Origin of the sequence: Flavobacterium sp. EDS (assembly GCF_020991525.1) — a bacterium.
Lineage (GTDB): Bacteria > Bacteroidota > Bacteroidia > Flavobacteriales > Flavobacteriaceae > Flavobacterium.
This window is the reverse complement of the sequence record NZ_JAJMOZ010000001.1, coordinates 373080-388716: the sequence shown is the minus strand read 5'-3', so window position 1 is coordinate 388716 and position 15637 is coordinate 373080. Positions and strand designations below refer to the sequence as shown.

Here is a 15637-nt window from a genome sequence, read left to right as displayed (position 1 = left end):
TGCTAAATTTAAAATAAGTAAGGATTTTTCTAAAATTCATCTTTAAGTAAATTATATTTTATTTGGAATTGTAAATTAAGCCAAAAAAATATAAATTTAACAAGATTTATTTTATATTTAAAAACTAAAACGAGCAATATAGTCAAGATAAAAAGTAGGACAAACCAACAATTCTTCATAAAATTAATTATTTTACAACTTAAAACGCACTAAATGTTTTTATTTTTTATAAAAAACAATACATTTGAAGCTTAATAACAATTAACCAAAATAATATATGTCAATTTGGAAAACTAAACCACTATCGGTATTGCTTAATGAAGCTTCCGAATCTGAAAGAGGCTTAAAAAGAACTCTATCTTCACGCTCTCTAGTAGCACTTGGAGTAGGAGCAATTATTGGAGCGGGATTATTTTCACTAACAGGAATTGCTGCAGCAGAACATGCTGGACCTGCAGTTACATTATCGTTTATTCTTGCCGCCATAGGATGTGCTTTTGCTGGTCTTTGTTACGCTGAATTTGCTTCAATGATACCTGTTGCTGGTAGTGCTTACACCTATTCTTACGCCACAATGGGTGAATTCATGGCTTGGATAATTGGATGGGATTTAGTACTAGAATATGCATTAGGAGCTGCGACAGTCGGCGTGAGTTGGTCTCGTTATCTACTCGAATTGCTTAATAAATATAATATACATTTGCCTCATAATTTAATATGTTCTCCCTGGGAAACATTAAAACTTAGCGACGGAACTGTTATCGAGGGAGGGATATTGAACCTTCCTGCAATTATAATTGTTTCTTTACTTTCATTATTATTAATTAGAGGTACAAAAGAATCAGCTTCTATAAACAATTTCTTAGTTGTTTTAAAAGTTACCGTTGTAATCGTTTTTATTGTATTAGGATGGAGCCATATTGACACAGCAAACTACACTCCTTATATTCCTAATAATACAGGCGTTTTTGGTGAGTTTGGTTGGTCTGGTATCGCTGCTGGAGCTGGAACGGTATTTTTTGCATTCATTGGTTTTGATGCAGTTTCTACAGCTGCACAAGAAGCAAAAAACCCACAAAAAGGAATGCCTATCGGTATTTTAGGATCACTAGTAATTTGTACTATACTATATGTTTTATTTGCTCACGTAATGACTGGACTTGTACCATATTACGAATTTGCTGGCGATGCAAAACCTGCCGCAACTGCTTTTGCTAAAACTGGATATTCATTTTTACAAACAGGTTTAATCGTTGCAATTTTAGCTGGTTACACCTCTGTAATATTAGTAATGTTAATGGGACAAAGCCGTGTGTTTTACACTATGAGTAAAGATGGATTATTACCAAAATTCTTTAGTGAAATTCACTCTAAATTCCGTACTCCTTGGAAAACTAACATTTTCTTTTTGATATTTGTAAGTCTATTTGCTGGATTTGTTCCAGTGAGTGATTTAGGTCATATGGTTAGTATTGGTACCTTATTAGCATTTGTATTAGTATGTATTGGGGTAATGGTAATGCGTAAAAAAATGCCAGATGCTCCAAGATCTTTTAGAACTCCATTAGTTCCTTTTGTGCCTATTGCTGGAATTGTAATTTGCTTAGCATTAATGTATTCATTACCAAATGAAAGCTGGGTAAGACTTGTAATATGGATGAGTTTGGGTGTACTTATTTACTTTACCTACGGTAAGAAAAACAGTAAATTAAACAATCCAGATAAATAAAAAATAAAAATACTAAAAAAGGGATTACAAAGTTTTATTGCTTTGTAATCCCTTTTTTTTATGGAGTAAAATGAGTTATAAATCGAAAACAGAAGTTCTTTTTGCACGAACCAAATCTTTTAATCTAATCCAGAACGCTAATGTTAAATAGACTCCGAACCAAAGTCCAGCCGTAACAAAAGATATATATATAAAGAATAAACGAACGCTTGTTACGCGCATTCCTAATCTATCGGCTAACCTAGAAGAAACGTGAAAACCGTATTTTTCAAAAAAGAATTTAAGTTTGATAATTGCTGACATATATACTTCAAATAATAGACAAAAATACAAAATTTACCCATCTTCTGATTCCTTAATTTTGTTTTCTCTAATTACCCTTTAACAATTCCAATCCAACAACACAATCAAGACACCTATTTTTATTACAATATTCATTTTTTAGCTGTAGTAAAGATTGTGTTTCTAAAGCATTAACTGCGTTAATATCGAATGCTTTAAACTTATCAATAACGGCATTTTTCTCAGGTTTAATTTCATTTAAAATAACAATTAAATCTTCTAAAATAAATTCACCTAGTTTTTTAGTATAGGCAAACTTTATTGGAATAATAGTATTAATAATAAGTAAATCGACAAAGGAGCAAACCGTTTTCTTTGATTTAAAAGGACTTTCTTTATCAAACTGATAGTGATTTTGCCAATATGGAGCCACCGGAACCAATAACAAATCATAAATTTCCTGAACCGTCTTTAAATTTATAATCTTTGAAAATAAATTTTGGTATTTATGATACAAATTAGCCAATTGAGAAAGGCGGATAGTCGGAAAATTGTCAGGACGATGCTTAAAAAACTGCACGGGCTCAACATGCACTCTCTCTAATTGATATTTATGCAATAGATAAAAATACCTGATTTTTAAATCTTTAAAATAATTATCTTCTTTATCAGCATCTAATAATCCAGCATTACCAAAAAGTAAAGCTTCTAAATTTTCAACTTCAAAACTTTCTTTTCTAATAATAGTAAACGGTATTGATTGGGCTAATTGTAAAAAAGAATCTCCATTGGTGTTTAAACCAAAGTTTTTAGCTAAGAAGCAAAATAAAACTGCTTCCCAATCATTATTAGTTTTTTCTAATAGATCATAAACAGCCTTCGATTTACGCTCTAATCGCTCAAAAAACAAGCGCTCTTGCCAATTTAGAAATGAAAACTTATTAATATCTTTAATCTCTTTTTCACAAAAAATCCAAGATTTAGGAGTTATTAACGTTTTATAATTTTTAATAATTTCTTCTGAAACATAATTTTTTAAAATCAAAACGGGTATCTCAGAGTTATTTTGATTGAATACTTCACTATCATGTTCCCAAACTACATGAAGAATAACGCTTTCATAGGCTATATCTTTTTCATGATTATGCAAATACCAATCAGAAGATTTTAAATGAATTTCAATGTTTCCTGCCCATTTTTGATTCCCAATTATTATTTGAGCATTAAAAAAATCTGGCCCTGCCAATTCTAGATACTGACCAACATTAATTATTACAAGTTCCTCATTATTGAACGTTCTGAGATTTAAAGTGTCAAACTTTTTATATTTCCATAGGTAATGTAGAAAATCTTCTTTCATTATTTAGTCTTTTAAAGATTGACTAAAGTAATTCAAAAAAACTTAAAAATATAAGAAAATTACCTCAATAAATATAATTTAGCACAAGCACGTGCATCTGACAAGGCTTCGTGATGATTAAGTTGAATATTCATTTCACGGCAACAATCACTCAACTTAGTTGGCTTTAGTCCTTTTGCTTTATAGATTTTAACGGTACATTCCCAACGTGAAGCAATATTCAAATCTTCATAATCTAAACCATATAATGCCATTGATTTCGCTAATACATTACGATCAAAACTTTCGTTATGAGCAACAACAATTCTATTTTCTAGACGCTTTTTTATTTCTGGAAATACTTGAGTAAATGTTTTAGCATTTATTGTGTCTCGAGGATAAATACCATGCACTCTAATTGTAAATGGCGAGTACTCGTTATTAGGCGGTTTAATCAGAGTAACAAACTCATCTACAATTACCCCATTCTCTACTGTAACAATACCTACTGAACAGGGATGGTGTCCTGTAGCTGTTTCAAAATCTATAGCTGTAAAAGTCATTTTTAATATTTTTTATAAGCTAAAAATGCCACAAATTCAACGAGAACTCCCGTTAGATTTGTGGCTATTTAAATTGTACGAACTATTGCTTTATTTTATCGAACCAATAATATCGTATTTTGTTATAATATGATGCCTTCCGTTTCCTAGCTCTACAAGGACAGCATCATTTTCTTTTGTAAAAAGTTTAGAAACTTCTTCAATCGGTGTTCCTAATTTCACAATAGGAAAAGGTTTTCCCATTACTTCTTTAATTGGTTTTTCGGCTACATTTTTATCTGCTACGTAACTTCTAAATAAATCAGTTTCATCAACTGAACCTACAAAGCCTGTAATATCAACTACTGGAATTTGAGATATTTTATATTTACGCATTCTTTCAATAGCGTGTGAAACCAATTCTTCCGTACGTACAACAATTAATTGCTTGTCGATATGATCTTTTATAACATCTTCGGCTTTAGTAATATTTTCTTCTAGAAAACCGCGCTCACGCATCCAATCATCATTAAACATCTTACCTACGTAACGACTTCCAGAATCATGAAAAAGAACAACTACGACATCATCTTTTGTAAAATGTTCTTTTAGTTGCAACAATCCTTTTATACAAGCTCCTGCTGAGTTACCCACAAAAATTCCTTCTTCAAGTGCAATTTTTCTAGTATAAACAGCTGCATCTTTATCTGTTACTTTTGTAAATCCATCTATCAACGAAAAATCAACATTTTTTGGTAAAATATCTTCTCCAATTCCTTCAGTTATATATGAATAAATTTCGTTCTCATCAAAAATACCAGTTTCGTGGTACTTTTTGAAAACTGATCCATAAGTATCTATTCCCCAGATTTTAATATTAGGGTTTTTCTCTTTTAAGTATTTTGCAACTCCCGATATTGTTCCTCCTGTACCTACTCCAACTACAAAATGTGTTATTTTACCAGCTGTTTGTTCCCAGATTTCAGGTCCAGTTTGCTCATAATGCGCTAATGCATTTGATGGATTATCATATTGATTTACATACCACGAATTTGGAGTTTCCTCTGCCAATCGTTTCGATACTGAATAGTATGAACGAGGATCTGTAGGCTCTACATCTGTTGGGCAAACCACAACTTTTGCACCCACAGCACGCAAGATGTCCATTTTTTCTTTTGATTGCTTATCCGAAATTACACAAATAAGCTTGTATCCTTTTATAATTGCAACTAGTGCCAATCCCATTCCTGTATTACCTGAAGTTCCCTCGATAATGGTTCCTCCTGGTTTTAAACGTCCATCGGCTTCGGCATCTTCAACCATTTTTACTGCCATTCTATCCTTAACCGAATTTCCTGGATTAAAAGTTTCTACTTTGGCTAAAACCAAAGCATCTATTTCGGTAACGATTTTATTAAGTTTTACTAAAGGCGTGTTACCGATTGTTTCTAAAATATTTTTTGAGTAATTCATTTTATTAAGTTTGGAAATTATACAATCTGATTCCCATTATTATTAATTATTTTATTGGAAGAAATTCCAAGTTAAACCAAAACGGATAGCTAAATCACGGTAAGGATTATTAGGTGCTGAATAGTAATTACTACCTGAAAACGACGAATTAAAATGCTCTATTTTAAAAAAGATTCTTGTTTGTCTGATTCTTGCATTTATAAAAAAGTCTAAGTTCGGGTAATTTCCTATTTCTTTCTTATTCTGAACAAAAAACTCACCAATTACAGGATTATAATCATTTCCATAATAACTAGTGAAATAATTAAACACAATTCCTGTTTGAAAAAAAAGTGCTTTTTTAAATAGATAATTAGTGTAATACAGCGTATTTCTTGTTACAATTTCTGGTACATTTAATATAGCATCAGCCTGATCTACTTTTTGATATAAAATTGTATTATCTAAGGCAAAGCGTCCAAATTTAAATTCTTTTCCTGCCTTTACTTCTAAGTAATTAATTGCACCACTATATTGGGCTGGTTTTATAATTTGAGTACCTTGATTAGCTTGTAAAGCTGTCGATTTATCTTCAAAATAGAGATGATCATTCAATACTGAATACTGAAATGACATATTAACCCATGGTGTAGTTGCACTTGCGCTTAAAGAGTTAATCTTCTCATTTTTAAAACTTTCAGACCAATTGTACTCTACAAAGCTACTTTGATACAAAGAATAATTATTATTAGGTAGCTTATTTATGTTTTGATATTCAAATGAAAATTTAATTTTATCACTAAAATCATGTTTAAGCTTTGCTTCTAAATTTGATAGCGACTGGTTTGTAATTGATCTTGAATACAAAAATCTTCCATTCCACTTATTTTTTTGATATTCATATTGACCTCCAAAACTATTAATCTCTTGATTTAATGAACTAGGGATAATTTTTCCTTTATCTAAAATTATAACTCTTCCGTAGTATGAATTACTTCTAAAATCATCTACAAAAAATTGAAATTTCCCTAACAATATATTTTCATATACTACTCCTGCCTTATTATACATTTTGTTATAATGCGACTGGTCATTAATATTACTTGTTACGTACGACTCTCCAAATCGAAGTACATTCCTTGAACCAAGAACCGCTGATAACACTGTAGGTTGATTGTATTCGAAAAATTTATTTTCATAATTAAATTGATGAGTGACATATAGATTATTATTTCCTTGGGTCTCATTTATTCTATATGCATGATCAAAAAACAGTCTCTTTCCCTTTAAGAATGATTCTGCATCAGTAAGATACACCTCTAATCTTTGTCTGTTTTTAAAATCAGGATCGCCACTTTCAAAATCTTCTGCCGTAGTTATCCCTCCGTTTTCTTCATTCAAGATATCTTGATAAGTATAATGTCCGTTAATATAATATTGTCCTTTTTTAGTACTATAACTTGCTGTTAATTTAAAATTTCCTGTACTCGACAATTGATTTATATAATTCCCTTCAGATCGTAACCCTTTGTATTCTGCTGAAATATTAAATCGCTCACTCATATTCAAGGTGATAAATGAATTTAGCAATTGTCCCTTATTGATTGTCGATTTAAAAAACAATTCTGTCAATGGAGTTGCTACAGAATAATATTGAACCTGATTGGCTTCAAGAAAATTAAAGTGTTTGGCTTTAAACCCCATTTCTGGATATGGAGTAAAATCAGTTAAATTGTATTGAAGTGTATTGTATGTTTGTCCAATATTCGAAAAAGGTAATAATCCAAAATTATCTTTTCGCAAATAATTATGACTGTATTCTTTTTGGATTGTAAGCGACGTATCTACATAAGTAGTATCACGTTCAAGTGTTATATATCTATATTGATCTATCCTTGCAACTTTCTTCTTCGCTTTTATGGTATCGTTAAGCCCACGATGAACACCATTCATGTCTAGATTACTTTTATTATTTACTTTTGCCTGAGAAAACAATAGTGTGGGTAGTACTAAAAGATAAATTAAAAAAAGAATTCTCATTTGAAAGGGTTATATATATTTAGATATTATTATCAACTATTTGAATGTGGCAAAGGTAAATGAAAAAAATTTGACTAGAACTAAAGAAATAGGATATTGGTAAATATTGCTTAAGTATATTACAAGTCAATACTCTACAAAAAAATCTCTTTGAATAATCAGGTATTAAAAACTTCTACTTCTTCAATTAATATCCTCTCTTAAATGCTTAGAAATAAAAAAAGGAGCTAGAATCTACATAGATCCCTACTCCTTTTCTTATTTTAGTACTTTTAGCTCTTTCTTTAATACTAGATAACGGAATGACTTTTTAAATTCATTTGCGAATCAAAGTCTGTAAAACTACCCTATAATTATCAATACTATTTTAAGATTATCCACAATAAGAAACTAACACCCAATTCTTTTCTCCTCTTACCCATGTATTAATACATGTTCTTCCAGGACCTTCTTCCTTACCAGGATCCTGAGACAAACCTGTATCAGACCCATTACCTCCACTACCACCTCCGCCCTGATTATTCGGTATTACATTTAATACAAAATTGCCATCTTTATCAGTACATTTTATAATGGTATTATTCCCTTCTTGATATATTTCTTTCATGATATCATTGGCATCACAATCTACAGCATAGTTAGGGTCATTTTGTGAAAAACCTAAAAAAGGACAGAAAACTAGTAAATAAAGTAATTTTTTCATTTTGTTTTATTTTGGTTAATATTTTATTAATAGAATATCAAATATATATTTTACTAACAATAAAATAGTTAACATAAAGTTAATCATTTAACCATTTATCAATTTTAATGATTAATACCTTATTTATTCACAAAATAACGTGCTATTAAATATTAATATACATTGTTATATTCATCGATTCTAAAAAGGCATTTTATTTTAAATTTTACATAAATTCAAAAAGAAAAGGAGTTAAAATCCATAATGGATTCCCACTCCTTTTCTTTTTGAAAGACTTTTTAATGCCTTTTATTTTGCTATTCCAATCCTAATTATACAAGTTCAGATACAAACTTAACCATTTCTATTACTTGAACGATAGGATTAAAACCATTATCCTCCACAGTATACAGTTTGTTGCCATGCATTATTATCCCTTACCCAAGTGTTAATACAAGTTCTACCTGGTCCTGAATCTTCTGGTCCTGGATCTTCAGACATTCCTGTATCAACTCCAGGTCCGCCACTACCGTTACCTCCTCCACTACCTCCTCCGTTACTTCCACCAGATCCAGGAGCGACACCTATTACATTTAGAACATAGTTCCCATTAGCATCTGTACATTTCATTACAGTATAGCCATCTTGGTAATATATTTCTTTTATAATGTCATTTGCATCACAATCTACAGCATAGTTAGGGTCATTTTGTGAAAAACCTAAAAAAGGACAGAAAACTAGTAAATAAAGTAATTTTTTCATTTTGTTTTATTTTGGTTAATATTTTATTAATAGAATATCAAATATATATTTTACTAACAATAAAATAGTTAATATAAAGTTAATAATACAATTATTTAGCATTTTTTACACTTAATATTTTACTTATTCACAAAATAACAAACCACTCAACAACAATATCCGCTATATATTCATCAATAGCTAAAAAGACATTTTATTTTAAATTCCATAGAAATTCTTGTTCAAAAAAAAAACTGCCCAAAATATTTTGGACAGTTTTATCAAATTCTTAAAATTAAGAGCTGTATAGTTACCTCATCGATGTAAAAAAATTAACTCCATTTAATCTCACATACCTATTTATTTTAATATGCTTTATTGCTTTCTTTTTCAAGATTTAATCTTCCTTTGAGCATCCATTCTGGAGTTTTTTCACCTTTTAAATAATGATCAAAAAATTGTTTCATTCTCGTTGACAAATCTTTTCTGTTACCCCAGCTATCAGCCTTAAGATTATGCGGTTCTCCATTATAATTTAACATCCATACTGGCTTATCTAAACGGCGTAATGCAGTAAAAAATTCAATTCCTTGATACCATGGCACTGCCCCATCATTATCATTATGCATCATTAACAAAGGCGTTTGCACTTTATCGGCATAAAACAAAGGGGAATTTTTTATATAAGCATCTAAATTACCCCAAATAGTTTCGCCTATTCTACTTTGCGTATGTTCATACTGAAACATTCTGCTTATACCTGTCTCCCATCGAATACCTCCGTAAGCACTAGTCATATTACTAACTGGAGCTCCTGCCATAGCAGCTGCAAACATATTTGTCTGCGTTATAAGATATGCCGTTTGATATCCTCCCCAACTTTGTCCCTGAAGCGCTATATGTTTCGCATCGATTGCTGGATATTGTTTTATCATATTCTCCACGCCACTCACAATACAGTTATAAGCACTCTCTCCAGGAAGCCCCTTTTTATAAATGATATCAGGAACAAAAACAAAATAATCATTACTAGCGTATAATGTTCTATTAATTGTAGATCTGCTAGGCTGAGGAGCATAATGGCGGTGGTATGTATCTGAACTCAATTCATAAAAATATACTACCATTGGGTATTTTTTGTTAGGATCAAAATTTTCTGGCTTGTACAATAATCCCTGTAAAGTAATTGCATCATTATTTTTCCACTCTACCAAACTTACTGAACCCCATTTATAATTTTTTTGTTGCGGATTTGCATTTGTTACTTGCTCAGGAGATTCAAAATCAGTTGTACTAATCCAAACATCAGGATACTGTTGATAATTTTGTCTAGTATAAAAAATCATTTTACTATTTTTTGATTTCTTTGGAGCTGTAAAGAAATAATCCCCTTCCGTTATAACTGTCGGTGTTTTTTCTTTGTTAAAATCGGAATATACATATCCTGCTTTTTTAGTACTTTCTTCAAAAACAGACAATAGAACTTGTTTTTTAGAATCTATAAATTTCTCTTCGCTATCAATCTGAAGGTATCGATATATCCTTTTGTTTTCTCTTCCGTTCTTAGTGATTCTTTTAGGTTGTATTTTTGATTCTGGATCAAACTTCCAAATATCATAACGATCATAGATATAAACGAATTTATCTCCTTCATCCCAACCAGCAATACCGTATGGAGAAGGCTCATTAGGCTGATCATTTCTCTCATCATACCAAACCACATTTGTCCCTTTGGTTAATGGTTTCTGCTGATTGTTTTTTAAATCAATAGTATAATAAATACTATCCTTTCTGTTGTAATAAACAGCATATTTTTGAGAACCTCCAAACCATATCTGCTCTTGTTCTTTAATCAATAGGCTTTGTTCTCCTGTATTAATATCAATTTTATAAAAATCTTTTATAGCTAAAGCATTCCATGAAGAAGCTCTTTTATAAGATTCATCATCAGCTCCTAAAACAAAATTTCCGTCTCCGTTATTTAATACTTTAATATCTGGAACTACAGTGTTTGCTAACTGTACTGCTTTATCTGAGTTAAAATCATATACTGCTTGATAGGTTCTGTTTTGTTCTTTTTTACTATTTACAATCTGTTCTGGCTGTAATTCTTTATCTGTCCATGCCCATATATCTAATGTCGCACGTTCTTTGTTTAATAAAGTATCTTTACGCTTTTCCCCTTCAAATAAAGCATTTCCAAAAAATAATCTTTTCCCATTTTTCGAAAAAAACAAATCTCCTTTATCTGAATAATTCCAGTTCTCAGGGAGGTTTTTAATTCTGTTCGCTTTTAATTCTGCTAACAATGATTTTGTCCCTTTATACAACTGGTATTTTTTTATTTTTGTTGTATCTGATGAAAATAGGAATCCTAACTTTTCTCCCTTATCCTCTATAGCAATCTTTGATATTGTTCCTTTTGATTTAAAAATAGTATCCGTCTTTTTACTCCCTGCGTCAAAATATAATAATGCAGATGCGGTTAAAGAATCTTTCTTTTTCTCTGAATGAAGCAATAATTTGTCAGCTTTCTTCGACCAACTAAATGTTTTGATGTTCAAAAATGCGATACTATCTTTATTTATCGGATTATAAATTACCACTAGAGTATCACTCTTTGGTTTTACCTTTATTTTTTTATCAACTCCAGCTGAATCTTTGGCTTTTACTGTTTTTAAAATAGTTTTATAGGCAAGCCAATCCCCTCCTTCAGTGGGTTGACTAAAATTTTTCAGACTTGGATATTTTTTTATCTCTTTGGTTTTAAACACATAGATTCCCAAAGAATCAATAGGCAGTTTTTCTTTTTTTAATTTCTTTGTTTCAGCTTTTCGTCTAACGGCTATTTCTGGTTTTATCTTAAATGATACAAACGTACTTTTACCATTAATTTGAGCATCATATCCTCTAGAAATTGTATCAGATACTTTTGTTTTAACATTAACAATAACAAGCTTACCATCACCATTTCCGGGATTATATTCGTATACTAAATAAGCGCCATTTTCTGATAATTGTGCTTTTTCTATTTGTTTCCAATTATCAAAATCATCTACAGTAAGTGATTTTTTTTGTGCAAATGATGCAATTGCAACAAAAAAGAAAGAAACAAGCAAATACATTTTAAACTTCATAATTCTATTTTATTAGGGATAATTCTAGTTCAACAATTCAACTATTGCTCGTAAAACTACATAAATAATGTACATTCCACAAACACCTCTCTACAGAAATACGTTAACCTTAAATTATAACAAACAAAAGCCACAACATTACTGCTGTAGCTTTTGCGTTTTATTATTATTTTTTCAACAATCAATCAGTAAAAAGCACCAGTACTTATCAAAACAATTAGAAAACAAATCAATTAACTAATACCTTATGACTTTCTTCATATTCATTTGTACTTATCTTTAAAATATAAATCCCCTTTTGCAAGCTATGTACATCAATTGGAGTAACACTGTCAGAAATTACAACTTCTCTTTTTTTCTTACCACTAATATCATAAAGCTTAGCAATAATTTTAGAATTTAATTTTAACTTAAAATTATCTCTCTTAAATTTTATATTTACAATATCATTTGATGGATTAGGATATATTTCAAACTCCGCATTATTAACAATATTAGAATCAAACTCACTAACAGAATAGTTATCTAAAATGAGATTTGATTTATTTGGGTTCACAATTCTTTGTAATTCTTCATCATCATTATTTAACCAATCCGATACTAATCGCTCGAAAGTACCACACGTATTTGTCCCTTTTAACCTCATTGTTATCGAGAATGGCGGACAAGCAGAAAAATAAGCCTCCGAATTGCCTCCATAAAAACTCGAAACACCCTCACTTTTAACAAGTTCCCAATTATAAACAAAAGAACCGCCATTCCTGTTAATTCCAATATATCTAAACTCACAATGATTCAATCTTTCTATTTCAAAATATAAACCTGATGAATCAATAACACTAATAGATTTTGTAATTGTTGTATTTTGACCACATTCATTTGTTATTACTCCAACCAAATTAAAAACCCCTTTTGAAACTGGAACAACTATAGCTTGAGTTCCCGAAGTGGTAACTTTTGCCACTGAGATATTTGATGAATCCCAACTAATTGTGCATCCATTAAAAAGATTTACAACATCGTATACTTCTGAAACTGATTGAATACAAACTGAACTGTTACCACTAATTTTAAAGAAATCTCCACCAAAACTATTTCTCGATATAGAACAAACCTTTGTAGCCTGATTTACATTATTCAAAACAGGAGTAACTTGAACATCTGAGGGTAAGAACTTGAAATCAGTGGGACGTAAATCTATATAAGCTTCTGTCGTAGAAAACCTCCCATTGACTGGAACTCCATTTCTACTCCATCCCCACCCAACATCCCAAGTATAAGATAAACTACCAGGAGAATTATAACTATTCGAGACATAAAATCGGTACCCCCCATATAAAGGATCACAATAAATCACCTGTGATACAGGTCTAATTTCAAAAGTTGGAGATGGATTTTTAGTTATCAAATACGTGCATGTCTTCAAAGGTGCAACTGACCCTAAACTATATTCTCCGTAAAAAAAATTATCAAAATTACCAATATCTGATTTTGATATTGTTTTACTAAATTTTCCTTCCCAAGTAGTTCCTTTTGATCCAAAAGCTGAGTTATTTACAATGATAGCATCAAGTTGAATTGGATTACTTACATCACTTTTTTTTAAATATACTTTAAAGGTTGCTGTTGGTGAAACATCAAAATAAGCAGGCTTAGTAACTTTTAATGTAAAATTCACTACTACCGAGCTATTATTACCTAGTGCAATTGTACTACAATTAGTAATTATTTTTCCATTAACTACTACATCATACATTGCTGCAACTTGTCCATTAATGAAATTTATAAAAAACAGAAAAAGACTTGTGGTTATAATTTTTTTCATGATTAATTCTATTAAGGTTATAATTCAAATAATTATTTATCAAGTAATTTTCAAAAAAAGCTACTTTAGAACTCACAACCCAATTCTAAATTCATAATAAAAAAGAGGAAATCTCAGGATATTGAGACTTCCTTTTTTCTAATTTATCAAGATTAAAGTTCGTTTTGTTTTATCTCTTAAGACATTCTATTATATCTGGACTAGTGAATAAAGCTAACAGTTTGTCCCTAATCCAGGGTTTTCTGTCAATTTAATTTGTGGTATTGGTCATAAAAATCTACGGTCAGCATATTGTACAATAGCAACCGTTAATGATAACAGTGATGAATTTAAGCTTATACACTTTTAGGATAGTGTCTAAAAAAACTGTCCAAAATATTGGACAGTTCTTATAGTTTATTGGCTCTAGAACTTTGTAATAATCTTAAATTTAATTATAACTTAAACTACCTAGCAGTACTAAAATCAATAGCCTTTATTTTGAATTGCATTAGCGTTTGCATTCATTTCTTTCAATGGAATAGGAAATGCATATCTAGAGCTTCCATAAGTGATTCCTTCTAAACCTAAATCGTCATAAGTTTGTTTAACAGGATCTACCACTGGCATATTCATCTTAGTCCTTGCAATATCATCAAACCTAAAACCTTCAAAACATAATTCTTTTCTGCGTTCTAAAAGAATATTATCAATTGACACCGACATATAAGGTGTAGCATTACGATTTGTTGCTACTAGATTTAAATTTGTCAATGCAAGTGGATCTGCTGCATTAAGTCTAAAAGAAGATTCTGCATTTATCAATAACATTTCTTCAAATCTAAACAAAACAACATTTATATCAACTTTTACAAACTTGCCTGTATTTCTCAAACGCAATCTTTCTTGTATAGTAATCATATTCCCTCTAACATCTGAAGAAGAGAATTGATTTTTTAAGTCTTCCAAAACTACAATATCACCATAAGCTGTATTATTATATATCCTAAACAAACTGTCGTTACCACGGTTGTCATCTGAAGTAAATGCCAACTCAAAAATAGAATTAGGTTGAAGATTTGCTTTAAAAGATTCTGCATATTCTACTGCTGTAAGTATTCTCGCTCCACTATTATTAATAACTTCCTGAGAGGATACTTTAGCTATATCCCAATCTCCGAAATATAGTGCAACTCTAGCTTTAATTGCATAAACCATAGTTGTTCTAACTACCTTTTTATTTCCTTTATCAAACGATTTATCCATCATTGATAAAGCTTTATCCAAATCTGAATAAATAAAAGATTTCACTTCTCCTGCAGTACTTCTTTTGGGCTTCATATCGTCTACATCTAAAAAATGCTTAACATAAGCTACACCCAAAGAATTTAAATCTCCACCTGCAACATGTTGTTGCCCATACATACGTACTAAATCATAATGAACCAAAGCACGTAGGGCTAAAGCCTGTCCTTTTACGTAGTTAATTTCTGCTTCATTTCCCACAATATTTGGATCAGCAACAATATTTGCATCTATAATAATGTTACAATTTGCAATTACTGCATACATACGCAAAAAGGCATCATTTGCATCAGAATCAGCATTTGTCATATCCATTGCTGCCGAAGTTCTAAAACGCCCTGAATTACCATTTGCATAAGCATTATCAGAACGGACATCTCCAAAAACTATTACATTTCGCCCATAATAAGCATATGTGGTCATTATATCATAAGCACCACCAAGTACAACTTTTAAATCTCCAACTGTTTTTATCTCTGTGTTGGGTTTGTTTATACTTAGTTTAGGATCCAAATCTCCATCTGTACATGAACTTAAAATAAGTCCTAAAAGAGCTAAAGATGTGTATATTATTTTTCTCATTT

The 15637-nt window shown here is 30.6% G+C and carries 11 protein-coding genes; 1 reads left to right on the top strand and 10 read right to left on the bottom strand.

The window, feature by feature from the left end:
• The first annotated feature begins 277 nt into the window (after nucleotides 1–277).
• Nucleotides 278–1729 (top strand): amino acid permease, encoded by a 1452-nt coding sequence (locus LPB87_RS01690; protein WP_129537459.1) that lies wholly within the window; start codon nucleotides 278–280, stop codon nucleotides 1727–1729.
• Between the two features lie 75 nt (nucleotides 1730–1804).
• Here LPB87_RS01690 and LPB87_RS01685 read toward each other — a convergent pair whose 3' ends face one another.
• The 10 genes from LPB87_RS01685 to LPB87_RS01640 all read right to left on the bottom strand — a co-directional run bounded on the left by LPB87_RS01685 (nucleotide 1805) and on the right by LPB87_RS01640 (nucleotide 15635).
• Entirely contained in the window at nucleotides 1805–2032 is a 228-nt protein-coding gene (locus LPB87_RS01685) for a PspC domain-containing protein (RefSeq protein WP_129537458.1), read from the bottom strand.
• Nucleotides 2033–2099: 67 nt separating this feature from the next.
• Nucleotides 2100–3371: a DUF2851 family protein gene (locus LPB87_RS01680; protein ID WP_129537457.1), complete on the bottom strand. Its 1272-nt coding sequence runs from the start codon at nucleotides 3369–3371 to the stop codon at nucleotides 2100–2102.
• A 59-nt stretch (nucleotides 3372–3430) separates the two neighbouring features.
• Nucleotides 3431–3913: a 3'-5' exonuclease gene (locus LPB87_RS01675; RefSeq protein WP_129537456.1), complete on the bottom strand. Its 483-nt coding sequence runs from the start codon at nucleotides 3911–3913 to the stop codon at nucleotides 3431–3433.
• Nucleotides 3914–4003: 90 nt separating this feature from the next.
• Nucleotides 4004–5365 (bottom strand): pyridoxal-phosphate dependent enzyme, encoded by a 1362-nt coding sequence (locus tag LPB87_RS01670; RefSeq protein WP_230604616.1) that lies wholly within the window; start codon nucleotides 5363–5365, stop codon nucleotides 4004–4006.
• Between the two features lie 51 nt (nucleotides 5366–5416).
• The gene (locus LPB87_RS01665) at nucleotides 5417–7384 is read right to left on the bottom strand and encodes a putative porin (RefSeq protein ID WP_230604614.1); all 1968 of its coding nucleotides are present in this window, start codon (nucleotides 7382–7384) and stop codon (nucleotides 5417–5419) included.
• 373 nt (nucleotides 7385–7757) lie between these two features.
• Nucleotides 7758–8087, bottom strand: a complete 330-nt coding sequence (locus LPB87_RS01660) for a hypothetical protein (RefSeq protein ID WP_129537453.1) — start codon at nucleotides 8085–8087, stop codon at nucleotides 7758–7760.
• Nucleotides 8088–8459: 372 nt separating this feature from the next.
• Nucleotides 8460–8828, bottom strand: coding sequence for a hypothetical protein (locus LPB87_RS01655; RefSeq protein WP_129537452.1), 369 nt, complete (start codon nucleotides 8826–8828; stop codon nucleotides 8460–8462).
• 344 nt (nucleotides 8829–9172) lie between these two features.
• Entirely contained in the window at nucleotides 9173–11944 is a 2772-nt protein-coding gene (locus LPB87_RS01650) for a prolyl oligopeptidase family serine peptidase (RefSeq protein ID WP_230604612.1), read from the bottom strand.
• Between the two features lie 229 nt (nucleotides 11945–12173).
• Nucleotides 12174–13769, bottom strand: coding sequence for a T9SS type A sorting domain-containing protein (locus tag LPB87_RS01645; RefSeq protein ID WP_230604610.1), 1596 nt, complete (start codon nucleotides 13767–13769; stop codon nucleotides 12174–12176).
• 465 nt (nucleotides 13770–14234) lie between these two features.
• Nucleotides 14235–15635 (bottom strand): RagB/SusD family nutrient uptake outer membrane protein, encoded by a 1401-nt coding sequence (locus LPB87_RS01640; protein ID WP_230604608.1) that lies wholly within the window; start codon nucleotides 15633–15635, stop codon nucleotides 14235–14237.
• Nucleotides 15636–15637: the final 2 nt, after the last annotated feature.

Bases quoted from the DNA above. Each gene is read 5' to 3' on its own strand.
- LPB87_RS01690 (WP_129537459.1), top strand. From the start codon at position 278: ATGTCAATTTGGAAAACTAAACCACTATCGGTATTGCTTAATGAAGCT.
- LPB87_RS01685 (WP_129537458.1), bottom strand. From the start codon at position 2,032: ATGTCAGCAATTATCAAACTTAAATTCTTTTTTGAAAAATACGGTTTT.
- LPB87_RS01680 (WP_129537457.1), bottom strand. From the start codon at position 3,371: ATGAAAGAAGATTTTCTACATTACCTATGGAAATATAAAAAGTTTGAC.
- LPB87_RS01675 (WP_129537456.1), bottom strand. From the start codon at position 3,913: ATGACTTTTACAGCTATAGATTTTGAAACAGCTACAGGACACCATCCC.
- LPB87_RS01670 (WP_230604616.1), bottom strand. From the start codon at position 5,365: ATGAATTACTCAAAAAATATTTTAGAAACAATCGGTAACACGCCTTTA.
- LPB87_RS01665 (WP_230604614.1), bottom strand. From the start codon at position 7,384: ATGAGAATTCTTTTTTTAATTTATCTTTTAGTACTACCCACACTATTG.
- LPB87_RS01660 (WP_129537453.1), bottom strand. From the start codon at position 8,087: ATGAAAAAATTACTTTATTTACTAGTTTTCTGTCCTTTTTTAGGTTTT.
- LPB87_RS01655 (WP_129537452.1), bottom strand. From the start codon at position 8,828: ATGAAAAAATTACTTTATTTACTAGTTTTCTGTCCTTTTTTAGGTTTT.
- LPB87_RS01650 (WP_230604612.1), bottom strand. From the start codon at position 11,944: ATGAAGTTTAAAATGTATTTGCTTGTTTCTTTCTTTTTTGTTGCAATT.
- LPB87_RS01645 (WP_230604610.1), bottom strand. From the start codon at position 13,769: ATGAAAAAAATTATAACCACAAGTCTTTTTCTGTTTTTTATAAATTTC.
- LPB87_RS01640 (WP_230604608.1), bottom strand. From the start codon at position 15,635: ATGAGAAAAATAATATACACATCTTTAGCTCTTTTAGGACTTATTTTA.